The sequence below is a fragment of the Clostridium sp. AN503 genome (assembly GCF_040719375.1).
In the GTDB taxonomy this organism is placed as follows: domain Bacteria; phylum Bacillota; class Clostridia; order Lachnospirales; family Lachnospiraceae; genus Brotaphodocola.
The window spans coordinates 54,281-72,818 of the sequence record NZ_JBFDTP010000002.1; the positions used below are offsets into that span (position 1 = coordinate 54,281).

The following is an 18,538-nucleotide window of genomic DNA, read 5'->3' on the forward strand; positions in this document are numbered from 1 at the left end:
AGGGAGGATCATCCCGAAACAGATAATCCGGGATCTGCCGCTTTGGCGATCAACCGCCAGACATTGCGGCAGCGCATGAAATCTTACCGGCGGAGTCCATTGTCATTCCTGCTTCTGTTGCTGGTGAGCCTTTCAGCGCTGGTTACCGTGCTGACCCTTTTATTCCTGATCGCGTATATCCTGATAAAAGGAGTTCCCTACCTGACGCCCAGCCTGTTTGCCTGGGAATACAACAGTGAAAACGTATCCCTGATGCCGGCGCTGGTCAATACCGTTATCATGACGGGCCTGTCCCTGCTGATCGCCGGGCCGCTGGGAGTCTTTGCGGCAATCTATCTGGTAGAGTATGCAAAACGGGGCAACCGTCTGGTGGCGCTTGTGCGGGTGACTGCGGAAACTCTGTCAGGTATTCCTTCTATTGTATACGGCCTGTTTGGATTCCTGCTGTTTGCAGTAACGCTGGGCTGGTCCTATACGATCATCGGCGGAGCCATGACCCTGGCGATCATGATCCTGCCTCTGATCATGCGGACTACGGAGGAGGCATTAAAGTCCGTACCGGATTCTTACCGGGAGGGCAGCTTTGGTCTGGGGGCAGGAAGGCTGAGGACCGTGTTTCAGATCGTACTGCCGTCAGCGGTGCCGGGAATTCTTGCCGGGATCATCCTTGCGGTGGGCCGCATTGTGGGTGAGACCGCAGCTCTTATGTACACCGCCGGCACGGTGGCGGGGATTCCGGATAACCTGTTCGGCTCCGGCAGGACCCTTGCGGTGCATATGTATGTGCTGACCAACGAGGGGCTTTATACCAACCAGTCCTATGCAACAGCGGTGGTGCTTCTGATCATCGTGGTATGCATCAATGCTCTGTCCGGGATCATTGCAAAAAAGGTAGCCGGCCGGTCGTAGGCGAAAGGAAGGCTAAAAAACTAACAGCAGGCCGGTCGGGCAAAGCACCGGAAACACAGAAAGGGATATTATGGATAAGCTGACGATCAAAGATATGGAATTATATTACGGGGATTTCAAGGCTTTAAAGGGGATTGATTTGAGTATCCAGGCAAATGAGATCACCGCATTTATCGGGCCTTCCGGCTGCGGAAAGTCCACATTGTTAAAATCCTTAAACCGGATGAACGATCTGGTGGAGGGCTGTAAGATAACCGGGAGTATCCTGCTGGACGGGGAGGATATCTACGGGGATATGGACATCAACCTGCTGCGCAAGCGGGTGGGGATGGTATTTCAGAAACCGAACCCGTTTCCCATGAGCGTTTATGACAACATAGCCTTTGGCCCGCGGACCCATGGGATCCGCTCCAAGATGCAGCTTGACGATATTGTGGAGAAATCTCTGCGGGATGCGGCGATCTGGGATGAATTGAAGGACCGGCTGAAAAAAAGCGCTCTGGGGCTGTCCGGCGGGCAGCAGCAGAGGCTGTGTATTGCCCGAGCCCTTGCGGTGCAGCCGGAGGTGCTTCTGATGGATGAGCCGACTTCGGCCCTGGATCCCATTTCCACCTCCAAGATTGAAGACCTTGCTGTGGAGCTGAAAAAAGATTATACTATAGTCATGGTTACGCACAATATGCAGCAGGCTGCCCGTATATCTGACAGGACCGCTTTTTTCCTGCTGGGAGAGGTGATCGAGTTCGGGGAGACGGAAAGCTTGTTCTCCATGCCGAAGAACAAGAAGACAGAGGATTATATTACGGGGAGGTTTGGTTGATATGCGCAATCGTTTTGATGAACAGCTGGAGATATTAAATGTGGAATTGATCCGTATGGGGGCCCTGTGTGAGGATGCCATCTCTTATGCGTCCAGGACCCTGATGGGCGAGGGGGATTTTTCAGAGGACGTATACAGCACGGACAAGGAAATCGATCAGAAAGAGCGGGATATTGAGAACCTGTGTATGCGGCTTTTGCTCCAGCAGCAGCCGGTGGCGCGGGACTTACGCCAGGTATCTTCGGCCCTCAAGATGATCTCCGACATGGAACGGATCGGAGACCAGGCGTCGGATATTGTGGAGATCTGCGGATATATTCAGGGACGCGAGGCGGAGAGCCGCCTGCATATCCGCGATATGGCGGAGGCCACCATGAAGATGGTGACCCAGAGTATTGATTCCTATGTAAAGCGGGATCTGAACATCGCTCATGAGGTGATCCGGTATGATGACGTGGTGGATGATCTGTTCGGGAAAGTAAAACAGGAACTGATCGGGCTTTTGAGCCAGGGCAGTACAGATGAGAAAATGGGAGAATTCTGTATTGACATGCTGATGATCGCCAAATATTTTGAGCGTATCGGCGACCATGCCACCAACATAGCGGAGTGGGTGGAATTTTCTATCACAGGAGCGCATATGGAGTGATGGCTCGATCATAAAAAGGAGACAGATTATGATATATCTGGTTGAGGATGACAACAGTATTCGTGAGTTGGTGATCTATACGCTGCAGACAACAGGATTTGCGGCGAAGGGATTTGCATGTGCGAAGGATTTCTGGGATGAGATGAAGCAGGAGGCGCCGTCCCTGGTGCTCCTTGATATCATGCTTCCGGATGAGGATGGGCTGACGATCCTTAAGAAGCTGCGGGCGGGCAGCCACACGGCAAAGCTCCCGGTTATTATGCTGACGGCCAAAGGCACAGAGTATGACCGGGTGGTAGGGCTTGACAGCGGTGCAGATGACTATATACCCAAACCCTTTGGCATGATGGAGCTGGTTTCCAGGGTGCGGGCGCTTTTAAGGCGGACAGAACCGGAGAAGAAAAACGGGACCCATCAGGTGGGGCCCATCGTGGTAGATATGGGCAAGCACACCGTCAAGGTGAATGACAATCCGGTGACTCTGACGTTTAAGGAATTTGAACTGCTCTGTTATCTGATGGATAATGAGGGCATTGTGCTCACAAGGGACCAGCTTCTGTCGAAGATCTGGGGCTATGACTTTGACGGGGAGACCCGGACTGTGGATGTGCATATCCGTACGCTGCGCCAGAAGCTCGGAGTGGCCAGCAGTTACATTGAGACCATCCGTGGAGTGGGCTATAAGATGGAGGAGATCGGATGAAACGGAAAATATACTGGAATATGTGCCTGGTGGCGCTGTTTTCCATGGCGCTCGGCACGCTCCTCACCACCTGGCTGCTGTGCCATGACCTGCAGAAGCAGATGCGTCAGGCGGTAGCCACGGAGGTGCGCTATCTGGAATCGGCTGTGGAGGTGTCGGGAGAAGCATACCTGGCCCATCTGGCAAGCCGTGGCGACGGAAACAGCATCAACCGCATTACCTGGGTGGACGCAGATGGAGAAGTGCTCTATGACAGCTACGCGGACAGTGAGAGCCTTGAGAACCATAAAGAACGGCCGGAGATCATCCAGGCCTTTCAAAATGGAAGAGGGCAGAGCATCCGCCTCTCCAATACGCTTGCAGAGCAGACCTATTACAATGCGGCCCGCCTCTCGGATGGGACGGTCATCCGCGTGGCGAGCACAACCCGGAGCGGGCTGGCAGCTCTTGTTCAGACGGTTCCGTGGATGATCCTGATGGCGGCGGGAATATTTGGAGTGACCATGATCCTGGCGGAGGTGCAGACCAAGAGGATCGTGGACCCGATCAACCGGCTGAACCCGGACTGCCCGCAGGAAGAAAAGGTGTATGACGAGCTTTCTCCGCTGGTGCGGCGGCTGGAGAAACAGAAGGTGACGATCAAAGAGCAGATGGAAACCCTCAGGGAAAAGCAGGAGGAGTTCACTGCGATCACGGAAAATATGCGGGAAGGGTTTATTGTGGTGGACAGCAAGGCGGATGTGATCTCCTACAATTCAAGCGCGATCCGGATTCTGGGAGGCGGAAGAGGGTTTCGAGACGGAGACGCCGACAGCGAAGAAAACGCCAACGAAGGAGAGGATGACGACAGAAAAGAAAATGCCGACAGCAGGGACCGCGCAGACAGCAGGCGCGGCGCGAATCTTCATGTTCTCAGCTTAAACCGTTCAAGCAGCTTCCGGCAAGTGGTGGACGCCGCTCTCAAAGGGCAGCGTGGAGAGCAGGTCCTGGAATTAAATGGCCGTCATTATCAGATCATCGCCAACCCGGTGGTGGAGTCCGGCGACAAACGGGGCGCCGTGGTAGTGATCCTGGATGTGACGGAGCAGCAGAGCCGCGAGGAGCTGCGCCGTGAGTTTACAGCCAACGTTTCCCATGAGCTGAAGACCCCGCTGACCTCTATTTCCGGTTATGCGGAGATCATGAAGAGCGGTCTGGTGCAGCCGGAGGATATGGGCAGGTTTTCGGAAAAGATCTATATGGAGGCACAGCGTCTCATCACACTGGTGGGAGATATCATCAGGCTGTCGCAGCTTGATGAGGAAAAGATTGAGGTGGAGAAGACGGCTGTGGATCTGTATGCGGCGGCATTTGCAGTGGTGGAACGTATGAAGGATGTGGCGAAGAATGCGGGAGTGTCCATTGCCCTGGGCGGCAGGCCTGCGGTGGTACAGGGTGCGCCCCAGATCCTGGATGAGATGATCTTTAACCTCTGCGACAATGCGATCAAGTATAACAAACCGTCCGGCAGGGTGGAGGTGACCGTAGATATGGAGGCGGGTCACCCGGTCCTTACTGTGGAGGACAACGGTATCGGCATCCCCGCGCAGGATAAGGAGCGCATCTTTGAACGTTTTTACCGGGTGGATAAGAGCCATTCCAAACAGATCGGCGGCACCGGCCTGGGGCTGTCCATTGTGAAGCACGGCGCTATTTATCATAAGGCAAAGGTGGAGATGGAGAGCGAGCTGGGAAAAGGGACCCGGGTGCGGGTGGTGTTTTAAATCAGGTATACCATAGAAGCTTTCTGGAGCCAGGTCTTTTCGTGGGCCTGGCTCCAGAAAGCTTTTTTTTTGAACAAAATGGAAATAAGAGCTGCGTATAGCAATACGATCGTTGGACAGCTGCGTTACTCTTCCTTACCCAGCCTTCGCCACCACAGGTAGGATGCAATATAGACTGCGGCAGTCGAGCCGAATACCAGCACCATCAGAATGACCACGGTGATCTGCATTGGCAGAAACAGGGCGGACAGCAGGATGATGATACCGCTGCCTACATACAGCTTGCCGCCAAGCCGGTGGGTCTTGCGCCAGATATCCTCATTGCTGAGGGTCCACGGCGTTTTGATACCCATGAAAAAGTTACTCTGTATCTTGGGCATGAAGTTCCCGATGCACAAGAACAGGATGGACAACATCAAAAGCACGATCTTGCTGGCGTTGATCCTGCCGGGGTGAAAGCTCTCGCTGACAATGATCCCCACAGTGATCGTCAGGAAAACCTGCATCCCGACGCAGAAATAGTCGTATACTGCCCCGAATTTCTGGTAATTTTTTCTCCGGGGATCAATATAGGGAAGGTAGTCATATAAAAAAGAAAAACACACAAGCATCCCGGTTATGGTCCAGATGGTTCTTTTGGGACCATAGCTCACATGCCCGTCAAAGCCCCACTGGGTAGGGATTTCAGCGGGCAGATGCGGGTAGATGAAGAGGATGCATATCAGGACCAGCAGGGAGATCCCGTAATTGATGGCCCGAAGCTTTTTATTTTTCATGAGAATCGTCTCCTTTCAGTGAAATCATCCAGCTCAAAACATCGTCCAGAACTGAAGTGTTTAAATAATAATAAATATACTTCCCACGTTTCTCGTCATCTATGATCCCTGCCTGTTTCAGGATGGACAGATGGTGGGAGATGGTGGCTCCTGTCATATCAAAATGTTCCACGATCGCTCCGGCTGCAAGCGGCCCGTCTCTCAACAGATTCAGGATCTCCCGCCGGGTTGGGTCTGATAGAGCCTTAAATGTTTCTGCAAATCCCATGGCCTCCTCCTTTCCGGTGCAGCATGGTATAAGTCCTACATTTAGATATTTAGAAAAACATCTAAATGTAGGATACAACAACCAGCTGGATATGTCAAGCGTCCGAATCATCCAGAAATGGAAATTTGTGTGTTTTGCAAATAAAAAACCGGCATACAAGACCGCAATGGCCTTGTATGCCGGCAATATGCCGGTCACATATTAATAAGATGATACCCAATCTGATTGGCCGTCAGCATCTGCGCCTCCCTCCTGTGGCAGGTGAAGATGATGATCTGGGTGCTGTAAGCCCCTGCCAGCCATTTCAGGGCGGTGCGCAGCCGTTCATCGTCATAGAGCACGAAGCTGTCGTCAAAAATGAGCGGCATCTGGTCGCCTTCCGGCTGGATCAGGCGGGCGGCTGCCAGGCGGAGCGCCAGGTAAACCTGATCCATGGTGCCGCTTGAGACCTGGTCCACGGGGACCAGCTTGGTGCGGGTATTCATAAAGATATTGAGGTTTTCATCCACGCTCATGCTGTTGTAGATGCCTCCGGTAATGCCGTCGATCAAGTCGGAGGCGGTCTTGTTTAAGTAGAGGCCAAAGGAATCCCGGATGGTGGCGGAAAGCTCCGTCATGGTATCCAGCGCAAGATCGATGGCGGTGATCTCTTCGCGGATGCGTTCATTTTCCGTCAGAATCCGTTTCAGGGCTTCTACCTGGTCTTTGCAGTGAGTCAGATGGTCCAGTTTCTTCTCCAGCTCCCACTGGGTCCTCTGCTGCTTGGAAATCACGTCGTCACAGTTGGTTTCCCGTTCCTGGAGGGAAGCGATCTCCGCCGCCTGTTCCGCCACGGAAGCCTCTGAGCGTTCCAGAACCTGGCTGAGGCGGAGAAACTCGGTCATCCGCGCCTCAAACGCGCTCATGGCTTCATCTGATATGGCAGAGTCCCCCAGGTGTCTGGAGAAGATCTCCTGCAGGATCTTGCTGACCATGGCAACCTCTTTTTTCAGGCTCTTGTTTTTAAGGAGCAGGGCGATCCCTGTGATGGCAAAGAGAAGGGCCAGGATCGCAGACACCATGGGCAGGATGCCTGCGCCGCCTGCAAGAAAGCTGCCAAAGCTGCCGACTGCGGCAGTCATGGATGCGTTGGAGGCGGAGGGAAGCATGGCATCCGACATTACATCGGGAGTGAGCCATACCAGCCGTCCGGCGTTCTGGAGCGTCATCACCACAGCGGCGCCGCCCAAAAGGATGCCGAACAGGAAGGCGATCATGGCAAATACGGTTCGTGATTTCTTCTCGCTGGCTGTCTTCACGTTACAATATTCCGCATATGTGTTTTTCGCCTCGTCCCGGTAAGCGGTGATGGAGGCTTCATCGGTAAACTGCGCCCCGCTGAGGGCCTGCCTGCCCTTTGCGATCTTCTGCAGCAGAGCCTCCCGTTCCTCCTGTTTTTCCATCAAAAGGTTCTTCACCTGAGAACGCATATCCTGGTAGGCTTTCAGCTGGTTTTCATATTCCGGCGAGGCGATCTCTTTTTCGATATTTCGGATCTCCCCAAGCAAAGAGGTGTAGTTCCTGGCGGCCTCTGCGTCCAACTGACGCTCAAAATCCTTCCGTCTGGCTTTTAAGTAGGCGGTGGCTTTGGTAATGTTCAGAGCCATGTTGCCGGAAGTGTTCATGTTGGCGATATAGTTGCGCAGCTCCGCCACCATGCCGCCGTCCGTGGCGCTTTTCAGCTGTCCAATGCTGATGGTGTTGTTGTAGGTGGTCTCTGTCAGCCCGCCAAGCAGAGAATCCATGAAGCTTTTGGTGGGTTCCACTTCCCTGCCGGCAGTCTCATTGATGACGGTAAGGGATCTCTGGTCCTTCTGAAAATTCCTCTCGATGCGGTAAATGATCCCGTTTTTCTCCAGCCGGAGCTGCCCGCCGTAGGCGGCCTTGTTCTGCCATGGCTCACAGCGGCTGTACAGGTCATTTCTGGAGGCGCGTCCCCGTCCGCGCTCCAGGCCAAACAGCATACAACGGATGAAGGTATGGAGTGTGGACTTGCCGGCTTCATTTTTGCCGTACACGATGTTCATGCCATCTTCAAATTTGACGGTGCGGTCATGGAATTTACCGAAACCGTCAATATGTAAATCCAGTAATCGCATGGCTAACTCCTCTCATCCGTTGTACGAAGCAGTGCGTCAATTCCGTAGTACAGCGCTTTTTTCTCCACAGGGCTTGATTCTTCCTTCTGGAGAGCGCGGATATAAAAGCCGATCATGTCGCTGGGATGTTCTGCGAACAGACGGCTGAAATCATACTGGGGTTCCGACTCATCGATCACTTCGATCACCTGCAGCCGTCTTGTCAGCGGTTCAAAATCAAATTCAATGTCAGGGTCGCGCATTCCGCGGACACGGAACCGGTAGATATGTTCGGTCCCGCGCTTCTGGATCTCATCTGTGATACGCGCATTTAACTCGCCGTTTGTGGTGGCGGGGGTTACGTGGACCACCAGCGGGACATATTGGGCCTGCGCCATCGGCACAAACTCCAGAGAGGTCACGCGGAAGGTGGAATTGCTGATCTCACCCACGATCATGCCGTGCTGCCCGGTCTCAGTTTTGTCCAGGGGCTCCAGAGAACCGGGATAGGCGTAGGAGTGGTCCGGCGCCAGCTCCGGCTTGTGGATATGTCCCAGAGCAACATAGGAAAAACCGGCTCTGGAAAGCAGGGTCTTGTCCAGGGGGAGATGCGCCGCGTCACCGCCGTGAGCCAGCAGGATGTGGATGCGCCGTGTGGCGGGAGCCTCGATATTGTTGAGCCTGGACTCTGTGATCTCGGCAGTGTGGTAGGAAAATCCGGTCACTTCCATATTCAGTTCGTCAAAGCAGACGGTGGTCAGTTCATCCTCCATGATAAAAGTCACGTTGGGACACCAGGTAAAACTCATCAGGGCAGAGCTGGGCCGCACCCGGTCATGATTGCCTGCAATGATGACAATCCGGATGCCGGGTATGGTGGAAAACAGATAATTCAGCTCTTTTAAGTCCCGCAGAAGAGGCTGGCGGTGGAATAAGTCGCCTGCGATGAACAGGCAGTCCACGTCCCTGGCCCTGGCCTGCCGTATGACTTCGGCGAAGGTGTCTTTGATCGCCTGCGCCCGGTCGCGGCTCCACGGCCTGTCATTGTCGGGGTTCATGCCCCAGTGGACATCTGCAATGTGGATGAATTTCATGGAAATGCTCCTTAATCAGTGTACATTTTTACAGTTCGCAGTCCCTGCGGTCCCAGCAGACAGCCTTACAGTTCGCAGGTACCAACGGTGCGCGGGAACGGGATGACGTCGCGGATGTTGCCCATGCCGGTCAGATACATCACACAGCGCTCAAAGCCCAGCCCGAAGCCGGAGTGGCGGGTGGAACCGTATCTGCGCAGATCCAGATAGAACCCGTAGTCTTCTTCCTTCAAGCCCAGCTCGTGCATACGTTCTAAAAGCTTGTCATAATTGTCTTCACGCTGGCTGCCGCCAATGATCTCGCCGATGCCCGGCACCAGGCAGTCCATAGCCGCCACGGTCCTGTTGTCCGGGTTCATCTTCATATAGAAAGCCTTGATCTCCTTCGGATAGTCGGTGACGAAGATCGGCTTTTTGAACACTTCCTCGGTCAGGTAACGCTCATGTTCGGTCTGAAGATCGCAGCCCCAGGAGACTTTATAGTCAAAGTGGTCGTTGTGTTTCTCAAGGATCTCGATGGCTTCGGTGTAGGTCACATGCCCGAACTCAGAGTTTAAGACCCCGTTTAACCGGTCTAAAAGCCCCTTATCCACAAACTGGTTGAAGAATGCCATCTCCTCCGGTGCATGCTCCAGCACATACCGGATCACATATTTTAGCATACCCTCTGCCAGAGCCATGTTATCATCCAGATCCGCAAATGCCATCTCCGGTTCGATCATCCAGAACTCAGCCGCATGGCGGGTGGTATTGGAATTCTCCGCGCGGAATGTCGGCCCGAAGGTATAGATGTTGCGGAAAGCCATGGCGTAGGTCTCACCATTTAACTGTCCGCTCACGGTCAAGTTGGTGGGCTTTCCGAAGAAGTCCTGGCTGTAGTCCACGGCGCCGTCCTTTGTCGTGGGGATATTCTTCAAATCCATAGTGGTTACCTGAAACATCTCGCCGGCGCCTTCGCAGTCGCTTCCGGTGATCAGCGGGGTGTGCACATACACAAAGTCCCGGTCCTGGAAATACTGATGGATCGCATAAGCGATCAGGGAGCGGACGCGGAACACGGCCTGGAAGGTGTTGGTCCTGGCGCGCAGATGGGTGATGGTGCGCAGGTATTCCAGGGTGTGGCGTTTCTTCTGGAGCGGGTAGTCCGGCGCGGACGGCCCCTCCACGCAGACCTCCGTGGCCTGGATCTCAAACGGCTGCTTCGCCTGCGGCGTTGCCACAAGTGTACCCTTTACGATGATGGCTGCGCCCACGTTCAGCTTGCAGATCTCATCGAAGTTGGACATGGTGTCATGATACACGATCTGAAGCGTCTCAAAATAACTGCCATCGCTTAAGACGATGAACCCGAACGCCTTGGAATCCCGGACACTGCGGACCCAGCCGCCCACGGTGATCTCTTTGTCCAGATAAGCTTCCCGGTTCTTATACAATTCTCTTACAGTCACTAAATCCATTTTGCTTCTCCTTCATATTAAATAATTCTGTTTGAACAATATTTTTTTGCATACCTAAACAAGAGTATACTGTATTTTTCGTTTTGATTCAAGGGTGGGAAGGCAAATTCTGCCGTGCTCTGTCATGTTTCTGCTATTTTTTGCAGTGATGGGGCAGATTCGCAGTATTACGGCATTATGCAGAGACGTCTGTAATTGGTGCCGCAATCAGACAGTAGCACCATATATTGACAAAATTGTAAACAATACGAAAAATGTCGGAAAATGCACAAAAAATCTTAAGATTAATTACAATATTTGTTCACTATTTGGAAAATGTGTGCTATAATAACAAGTACAAGAAAATTCTACAGCGAGGTGATAACGTGATTAAAAAAGAAATGATTGCCATGCTTTTGGCGGGAGGACAAGGCAGCCGTCTTGGTGTATTGACACAGAAGGTGGCAAAGCCGGCTGTTTCATTTGGTGGTAAATACAGAATCATTGATTTCCCACTCAGCAACTGTATCAATTCAGGTGTTGACACGGTTGGGGTTTTAACACAATATCAGCCATTACGTTTAAATACCCATATCGGTATCGGTATACCGTGGGATTTGGACCGTAATGTGGGCGGTGTTACCGTACTTCCACCGTATGAGAGGAGCAAGGGCAGCGACTGGTATACCGGTACCGCCAACGCGATCTTCCAGAACCTGGAGTACATGGAGACCTACAATCCGGACTATGTCCTGATCCTGTCCGGAGACCATATCTATAAGATGGACTATGAGGTGATGCTTGAGTACCACAAGGCGAACAACGCGGACGTGACCATTGCGGCCATGCCTGTTCCGATCGAGGAGGCCAGCCGTTTCGGTATTGTTATCACCGATGACAACAACCGTATCACCGAATTTGAGGAGAAACCGGCCCAGCCCAGGAGCAACCTGGCTTCTATGGGGATTTACATATTCAGCTGGCCGGTATTAAAGGAGGCCCTGATCAAGCTGTCAGACGAGCCGGGCTGCGATTTCGGCAAGCACGTGATTCCGTACTGCCACGGCAAGGGCGACCGGATCTTTGCGTACGAGTACAACGGTTACTGGAAGGATGTAGGTACTCTTGGTTCCTATTGGGAGGCCAATATGGAACTGATCGACATCATTCCTGAGTTCAACCTGTATGAAGAATACTGGAAGATCTATACCAAGAGCGACATCATCCCACCTCAGTATGTAGCAGAAGACGCGGTTATTGAACGGAGCATTATCGGCGAAGGTACGGAAGTGCACGGGGAAGTTTATAATTCTGTTATCGGAGCCGGCGTTACGATCGAGCCGGGTGCGGTTGTCCGGGATTCCATTATCATGCGTGATACGGTGATCGGAGCAGGGGCAGTTGTGACCAAGGCGGTCGTGGCAGAGGATACAAAGATTGGCGCAGGAGCTGAGCTGGGCGTAGGCGAGTATGCGCCGAGCAAATATGATCCGAAGGTGTACCAGTTTGATCTGGTGACGATCGGTGAGCACAGCGTAATTCCGGAAAATGTAAAGATCGGCAAGAACACTGCCATTTCCGGCCCTACGGCTGCAGAGGACTATCCTGACGGATTACTGGCAAGCGGAGATTACATTATAAAGGCAGGTGACGTACGATGAGAGCGATTGGTATAGTATTAGCAGGCGGAAACAGTAAGAGAATGCGGGAATTATCCAACAAGCGGGCGATATCCGCCATGCCGGTTGCAGGAAGCTACCGGAGTATCGACTTCGTACTCAGCAATATGAGCAACTCCCATATCCAGAACGTTGCCGTATTCACCCAGTACAACTCCCGCTCCTTAAATGAGCATTTAAGCTCCTCAAAATGGTGGGATTTCGGAAGAAAGCAGGGGGGACTCTTTGTATTCACTCCAACCATCACAGCAGAGAACAGTGACTGGTACCGCGGCACGGCAGATGCCCTTTACCAGAACCTGACCTTCTTAAAGAACAGCCATGAGCCGTACGTTGTGATCGCTTCCGGCGACGGCGTATACAAGCTGGATTTCAACAAGGTCCTGGAGTATCACATCGAGAAGAAAGCCGACATCACCGTGGTCTGCAAGAAGATGGCTGAGGATGAGGACGTGACCCGGTTCGGTCTGGTGAAGATCAATGACGACGGCCGCATCGTGGAGTTTGAGGAGAAACCTATGGTGGCAACCTCCAACACCGTTTCCTGCGGGATCTATGTGATCCGCCGCCGCCAGCTGATCGAGCTGATCGAGCGCTGCGCAGCAGAGGACCGCGTAGACTTTGTACGCGATATCCTTGTCCGCTACAAGAACTTAAAGCGCATTTATGCGTACAAGATGGATCATTACTGGAGCAATATCGCGTCTGTGGAGTCCTACTACAAGACCAATATGGATTTCCTGAAGCCGGAAGTGAGAAATTATTTCTTCAAGGAATATCCGGATATTTACTCCAAAGTGGACGATCTTCCGCCGGCTAAGTACAATCCGGGCGCCAAGGTGAAGAACAGCCTGATTTCCAGCGGTTCCATCATCAACGGTACGGTTGAGAATTCCATCCTGTTCAAGAAAGCTTACGTGGGGAACAATTGTGTGATCAAGAATTCCATCATTCTGAATGACGTTTATATTGGAGACAATACGGTGATCGAGAACTGCATTGTGGAGAGCCGTGATACCATCCGTGCGAATACCACTTATATCGGTACACCGGAAGATATCAAGATCGTGATCGAAAAGAACGAACGGTATACATTATAACAGTAACTATTCGGGACGGCGGGGATATAGACACAAAAGGCGGCGTCAAGCTTGCTTGTAAGCAGACTTTTGTGTCTATATCCCCATCGGAGGAATCTCCGATGCTTCTTGTATGGCCGCAGGTCATGCAAGAAGATAGCCCGTCCTGAGTAGTTACTATAAACGTACATAATGAGGCATAGTGTGTGGGGATGCACGTGCCAACGGAAGGGGCTTACAGGAATGCAGATTACAGACGTAAGAGTGAGAAGGATTGAAAAAGAAGGTAAAATGAAAGCCATCGTTTCCATTACCCTGGACAACGAGTTCGTGATCCACGATATCAAAGTGATCGAAGGGGAGAAAGGGCTGTTTATCGCTATGCCGAGCCGCAAAGCTGCGGACGGTGAGTACCGCGATATTGCCCATCCGATCAATTCGGAGACCCGCGATATGATCCAGAGCGTGATCTTAGATAAGTATGAGACTACGGCGCTGGAGAGTGAGGCGCTGGCGTAAAAGCAAAGCAGCATGATATTTAAACAAGCAAACAGAAACACCATGTTCTATGAACCTGAAGACAGGGGACAGGACATGGTGTTTTTTTGCGTTGGTTTTTGAAACTCATTTTAAACGTTATTCTTCCCGGAACTCATCCAGATAGCAGTCCACCGACCGGCTCATCTCACGTGAAAACTCGGAATTGTACTTGCGGTCCAGGAACCGGCGGCACCACTCGTCAAAGGAGAGCTCTTTTGCCTTATAGCCCAGCATATCGCGCAGCTCCTGGCCGTCCATGTGGCGGTATGTATTTTCGTGGACGATATGTTTTAAATCGCAGCGCTGCGGCTTCTGGCGGTCTTTCTGCTGCTTGGTGGGATAGCCGAATACCACCATGGCGGCGGGAAACACATAGGGCGGGAGATTTAAAAGCTCCCGGTGCTTCTCGCAGTGCTCCATGATGTCCCCAATATAGCAGGAGCCGATGCCAAGGCTCTCGGCAGCGGTCACAGCGTTCTGGGCGGCGATGGCGGCGTCGGTGACGGCAAGCATCAGGTCGCCTGCGCCCGGATGGCGCGGGGAGCAGCCGGCTTCTAAGTAGGCGTCATACCATTTCTGGCAGTCGGCGCAGAATATGAGAACCATAGGCGCCCTGGCGATAAATGGCTGGTTGTCGCAGGTGACGGCAAGGGTCTCCTTAAGCTTCGGATCCGTGATGTCCAGGATCGTGTAAAGCTGTTGGCAGCCGGCGCTGGGAGCTTCCGTGGCGGACTGAAGGATGATCTGTTTGGCCTCTGCCGGGATCGGACGGTCCTCGTAGGCGCGGACGGATTTGCGGGATTTCAGGTTTTCGGTAATGGGATTTGTATTCATAGTTATAAACTCCTTTCAAGTGAGATTAACAGGCGTTGAATGCCCGGCAGCGAGGATGTCAGCTTAACGGGCAACACGTTCCCCGGGCACCGGTGCATTTACACAACAATCTGCGCAGTGTACCACGCGGCCGCGGCAAACAGCAGTATAATGGCGGCGGCGATCCAGATAACGGCGTGATCCCACCAGTAGCGGATGTTGCGCAGCTTGTTTTCCAGAGAGACATTGCGCTCCTCAAAACGCAGGTAGATCTCGCCGAGAAGCTGTGTGGCGCCGTCCTCAGCGGGGCGGATGGATGCGACGGCCTGCTGCCACTGCTCATTTCCTGGCTCTTTAGCGCCCTTTGGCCCCTGCGGTGTTACGAAAGTCTTGTGCGAAGCGTTTTTTGTTAAATCATTTCCTTTCAAGATAAGCCGGGTGCGCTCTGGGGCAAAACCGAGATAATCGTTAAAAAAGACCGCCGCCTTTTTCTGTAACGGCAGCCCTAAAAGTTCCCACAGGCTGTCGGAAACCGGGAATGGAACCTCCTGTTCAAAGAGCTCCCGCCGTTTTTTTCGCCGTATCTTTCGATAATAGTAGTCTGTACAAGTGCGGACGCACCAGCTAAAAAGAGCGTTCTGCTCTGCGGTTTCATCCGGGAATGGTTCGGCTATTGTCCCCATATACAGAAAAGTCTGAAAGGCAGTCTGCCACGCGCTTGAGGGATCTTTGGTGAGCAAAAAGCACAGCCGGTAGACATCCGGGAAATGATTGGTCACCAATTGGTCGAAGGAGGGATAGGATATCTGCATAAAACCCCTTTCTTTAAGCAAAAAATGTAGATAATTTTCAACTTGTTATTGCCAAAATCGGCTTAATTATGTTACCATATAACAATATACCATATTTTTATTGCCGGTACAAGTTACAGCAAAGAGATGGTAGCAGAAAGAAAAGAGGAGGAATTTGTATGAGAAAACGATTTATAGCTCTGACACTGGCATGTGTTATGGCTGCGTCCCTCGCAGGATGCGGCGGCGGTGGCGCTGCTCAGACCACAACGGCAGCAACGACTGCGGCAGCTGAAGGCGGAAGCAGTGCGGAAGGCGGAAACACAGCAGAAGGCGGAAATGCTGAGGGCGGTGCCGCAGCGGCAGCCGGCATGGTGAACCCGAATGCAGGAAAAGGCATGTATATGGGTACTTCAGAGCCGGGAGCGATCAATGTGTGGATCCAGACTATGTCTGTGTTAAACACCACCCTGATGACTTATGCGGATGAGAACACGATCGCACGTCATTGCTGGGATGCGCTTGTTAAGCTGGATGCGAACAACAACGTGACTCCGGCGGCGGCTGAGTCCTGGGAGTCCTCTGAGGACGGCATGAAGTGGACCTTCCACCTGCGCAAGGATGCCAAGTGGGTAGACCACACCGGCAAAGAGGTAGGCAATGTAACTGCAAACGACTTCATCTTTGCATGGAGCGAGCTGTTAAATCCTGAAAATGCAGCAGAGTACTACCAGTTTGCAACTGTATTTAAGAATGCACAGGCATATTATGACTACAAGTCCGGCGTATCTACCGAGGAGGTTACCCTGGATCAGGTAGGCTTTAAGGCAGTTGACGATTATACCCTGGAGATCGAGCTGGAGACCTTCCTTCCGTATTTCCTGCAGTATATGAAGTTTGAGGTTATGAGCCCGATCTACCAGCCGTTCTATGAGCAGGTTGGCGCGGACAAGTATGGCACCTCTCCTGACACCGCAGTTTACAACGGCCCGTTCTATATGAGCAACTGGGTGATCGAGAACAGCGTTACGGTTGAGAAGAACGAACTGTGGCGTGATGCGGCTAATGTTGAGCTTCAGAAGATCAACTTCGTAAAATACACTGACTTCAACGCCCGTTACAATGCATTCTTAGGCGGCGAGCTGGATGTGACCGAGGTTACCGGCGAGGAGCGTGCAGCTCTTGAGGCTGAAGGCTTTGACGTGAGCTCTTATGTAGGCGGCTACAGCTTCTACGCATGGGTGAACACACAGGATACTTCTGATTTCAGAAGTGCGAACCTGCGCCATGCAGTGGATGAGGCGCTGAACCGTCAGCAGCTTATCGATACTGTATTTAAGAATGACAATGAAGTTCCGAAGAGCTTTGCCCTTGGTATCAGCGGTGTAGAGACAGATACTTTCTCTGACGCGGTGGTAGCTGAGAACGGCGGCCAGGGCCTGTATTCTGATACTGCTAATCCGGACAAGGCGAAGGAATATCTTGCAAAGGCGCTGGAAGACTTAGGCTACAGCGATCCCAGCCAGATCAAGATCAGCCTGATGACCAGTGAAGGCACCCAGAACGAGCTGTTATCACAGGTTGTTCAGGAGCAGCTTCGCCAGAACCTTGGCATTGAGATGGATATTGAAGTTCTGACCATTACCGAGTGGCGCGCACGCCGTAACGCGAAGGAATTTGACTTCTGTATCGGCGGCTGGGGCCCGGACTACAACGATCCGATGACCGATCTGGAGCTGATGTACAGCACCAACGGCAACAACCACACCGGCTATGCGAATCCGGAGTACGATGCGCTCATCGATTCTACCAAGGTAGAGACCGATCCGGTTGCACGTGAGAAGATCTTTGTGCAGTGTGAGTTCATGATTAAAGAAGATTTACCGATCATCCCGATCTACTGGCGCCATGAGGACTATGTGGCAAGTGAGAAGCTGGAAAGCGGCTACGTGAAAAAAGCATTCCAGAAAGACAACATGATCTATACCAAACTGGCGAAATAAGATTACATATTGATCAAGTATGAAAAGCGGGCGGGCCGTTACAGGCCTGTGATGGAATCGGGCAATGCGGCTGAGGCTATTCAGCCGCATTGCGCGTTATTCGACAGGGCGATGACATCGCTTTTTTACGGGGGAAATATTCACGAAGGAGGTTTCTGCGTGCTGCGTTATACATTAAAAAGGATTGCATACGCGATCCTGACATTATTTGCTTTGATATCACTCACCTTTTTTATGATGCGCATGTTGCCTGGTGATCCGTTTTTGGGCGATAAGGCCGTAACGGGCGCGGCGCTTGCCAACATGCAGGCCAAATATGGTCTGGACAAGCCGGTGATCGTACAATATTTTATGTATTTAGGGAACTGTATCCGGGGTGACCTGGGCACTTCCATTGTTTATAACCGTTCTGTTAATGAGATTGTTTCTGAAGCGTTCAAAGTGTCTGCGGATCTGGGTCTCCGGGCGCTTTTATTTGCGACTATTATCGGTGTTCTCCTGGGAACTATCGCTGCGATCAAGAGAGGGACTGTTTGGGATTCCTTTTCCATGTTCATCGCTATGGTAGGCGTTTCTGTGCCGAGCTTTATCCTGGGCGCGCTGTTTCAGTATTTCCTGGCCCTGCGGCTCAACAAGCTTCTGGGCTTTACACTGTTCCCGATCCAGGGCTGGGGCAGGTTCGTGCAGACTATCCTGCCGTCCTTTGCGCTGGGGCTTGGTTCCCTTGCCACCGTATCCAGGCTGATGCGTACCAGCATGCTGGATGTTTTAAGCCAGGATTATATTAAGACGGCGAAGGCCAAGGGACTCTCCCAGAAGATGATCATCTGGAAGCATACCATGCGGAATGCGATCATGCCGGTCATCACGATCCTGGGACCGACCGTGGCTTCCGTTCTGACCGGTACCTTTGTTATTGAGAGTATTTTTAATATTCCGGGACTTGGAAAGTATTTTGTAACCAGCATCAAGGACTTAGATTACACGATGATCTCAGGGACGACGGTGTTCTACGGTTCACTGCTTATTTTATGCACATTGATCGTGGATCTGCTGTACGGCTTTATCGATCCGCGCGTGAAACTGGAGGAATAGAGT

General features: G+C 52.3%; 17 protein-coding genes. 10 read left to right on the top strand and 7 right to left on the bottom strand.

Annotation, left to right across the window (positions count from 1 at the left end; translation table 11 throughout):
• Nucleotides 1-75 precede the first annotated feature (75 nt).
• The 5 genes from pstA (at nt 76) to AB1I67_RS07445 (ending at nt 4,844) form a co-directional block, all read left to right on the top strand.
• Complete coding sequence (gene pstA, locus AB1I67_RS07425) at nt 76-909, top strand: phosphate ABC transporter permease PstA (RefSeq protein ID WP_367032585.1); 834 nt, start codon at nt 76-78, stop codon at nt 907-909.
• Nucleotides 910-979: 70 nt separating this feature from the next.
• A complete protein-coding gene (gene pstB / locus AB1I67_RS07430) occupies nt 980-1,729 on the top strand; it encodes a phosphate ABC transporter ATP-binding protein PstB (RefSeq protein ID WP_367029225.1) in 750 nt (249 codons plus the stop codon).
• Between the two features lies 1 nt (nt 1,730).
• Complete coding sequence (gene phoU / locus AB1I67_RS07435) at nt 1,731-2,378, top strand: phosphate signaling complex protein PhoU (RefSeq protein ID WP_367029226.1); 648 nt, start codon at nt 1,731-1,733, stop codon at nt 2,376-2,378.
• A 28-nt stretch (nt 2,379-2,406) separates the two neighbouring features.
• The gene (locus AB1I67_RS07440; RefSeq protein WP_367029227.1) at nt 2,407-3,081 is read left to right on the top strand and encodes a response regulator transcription factor; all 675 of its coding nucleotides are present in this window, start codon (nt 2,407-2,409) and stop codon (nt 3,079-3,081) included.
• A complete protein-coding gene (locus AB1I67_RS07445; protein ID WP_367029229.1) occupies nt 3,078-4,844 on the top strand; it encodes an ATP-binding protein in 1,767 nt (588 codons plus the stop codon). Before AB1I67_RS07440 ends, AB1I67_RS07445 begins: the two co-directional genes overlap by 4 nt.
• Nucleotides 4,845-4,969: 125 nt before the next feature.
• Here the strand turns inward: AB1I67_RS07445 and AB1I67_RS07450 are convergent, their stop codons facing one another.
• The 5 genes from AB1I67_RS07450 to asnS all read right to left on the bottom strand — a co-directional run bounded on the left by AB1I67_RS07450 (nt 4,970) and on the right by asnS (nt 10,556).
• On the bottom strand, nt 4,970-5,620 hold the full coding sequence (locus tag AB1I67_RS07450) for an SdpI family protein (protein ID WP_367029230.1): 651 nt from the start codon (nt 5,618-5,620) through the stop codon (nt 4,970-4,972).
• Complete coding sequence (locus AB1I67_RS07455; RefSeq protein WP_367029231.1) at nt 5,610-5,888, bottom strand: autorepressor SdpR family transcription factor; 279 nt, start codon at nt 5,886-5,888, stop codon at nt 5,610-5,612. The genes AB1I67_RS07450 and AB1I67_RS07455 overlap by 11 nt, the downstream gene beginning before the upstream one ends.
• A 194-nt stretch (nt 5,889-6,082) precedes the next feature.
• The gene (locus AB1I67_RS07460; RefSeq protein ID WP_367029233.1) at nt 6,083-8,026 is read right to left on the bottom strand and encodes an AAA family ATPase; all 1,944 of its coding nucleotides are present in this window, start codon (nt 8,024-8,026) and stop codon (nt 6,083-6,085) included.
• Nucleotides 8,027-8,028: 2 nt separating this feature from the next.
• Nucleotides 8,029-9,099 (bottom strand): metallophosphoesterase, encoded by a 1,071-nt coding sequence (locus AB1I67_RS07465; protein ID WP_367029234.1) that lies wholly within the window; start codon nt 9,097-9,099, stop codon nt 8,029-8,031.
• 65 nt (nt 9,100-9,164) lie between these two features.
• Entirely contained in the window at nt 9,165-10,556 is a 1,392-nt protein-coding gene (gene asnS / locus AB1I67_RS07470; RefSeq protein ID WP_367029235.1) for an asparagine--tRNA ligase, read from the bottom strand.
• A 365-nt stretch (nt 10,557-10,921) separates the two neighbouring features.
• Between asnS and AB1I67_RS07475 the strand changes: the two genes are divergently transcribed.
• The 3 genes from AB1I67_RS07475 (at nt 10,922) to spoVG (ending at nt 13,812) form a co-directional block, all read left to right on the top strand.
• Entirely contained in the window at nt 10,922-12,196 is a 1,275-nt protein-coding gene (locus AB1I67_RS07475; RefSeq protein ID WP_367029236.1) for a glucose-1-phosphate adenylyltransferase, read from the top strand.
• On the top strand, nt 12,193-13,314 hold the full coding sequence (gene glgD, locus AB1I67_RS07480) for a glucose-1-phosphate adenylyltransferase subunit GlgD (protein ID WP_367029237.1): 1,122 nt from the start codon (nt 12,193-12,195) through the stop codon (nt 13,312-13,314). The genes AB1I67_RS07475 and glgD overlap by 4 nt, the downstream gene beginning before the upstream one ends.
• A 222-nt stretch (nt 13,315-13,536) precedes the next feature.
• Nucleotides 13,537-13,812 (top strand): septation regulator SpoVG, encoded by a 276-nt coding sequence (gene spoVG / locus AB1I67_RS07485; RefSeq protein WP_367029238.1) that lies wholly within the window; start codon nt 13,537-13,539, stop codon nt 13,810-13,812.
• A 117-nt stretch (nt 13,813-13,929) separates the two neighbouring features.
• Here spoVG and AB1I67_RS07490 read toward each other — a convergent pair whose 3' ends face one another.
• Complete coding sequence (locus AB1I67_RS07490; RefSeq protein WP_367029239.1) at nt 13,930-14,667, bottom strand: nitroreductase family protein; 738 nt, start codon at nt 14,665-14,667, stop codon at nt 13,930-13,932.
• 98 nt (nt 14,668-14,765) lie between these two features.
• A complete protein-coding gene (locus AB1I67_RS07495; protein WP_367029240.1) occupies nt 14,766-15,458 on the bottom strand; it encodes a hypothetical protein in 693 nt (230 codons plus the stop codon).
• A 158-nt stretch (nt 15,459-15,616) separates the two neighbouring features.
• Between AB1I67_RS07495 and AB1I67_RS07500 the strand changes: the two genes are divergently transcribed.
• Together AB1I67_RS07500 and AB1I67_RS07505 are read left to right on the top strand one after the other, a co-directional pair.
• Entirely contained in the window at nt 15,617-17,440 is a 1,824-nt protein-coding gene (locus AB1I67_RS07500) for a peptide ABC transporter substrate-binding protein (protein WP_367029241.1), read from the top strand.
• Between the two features lie 159 nt (nt 17,441-17,599).
• On the top strand, nt 17,600-18,535 hold the full coding sequence (locus AB1I67_RS07505) for an ABC transporter permease (RefSeq protein ID WP_367029243.1): 936 nt from the start codon (nt 17,600-17,602) through the stop codon (nt 18,533-18,535).
• Nucleotides 18,536-18,538 lie beyond the last annotated feature (3 nt).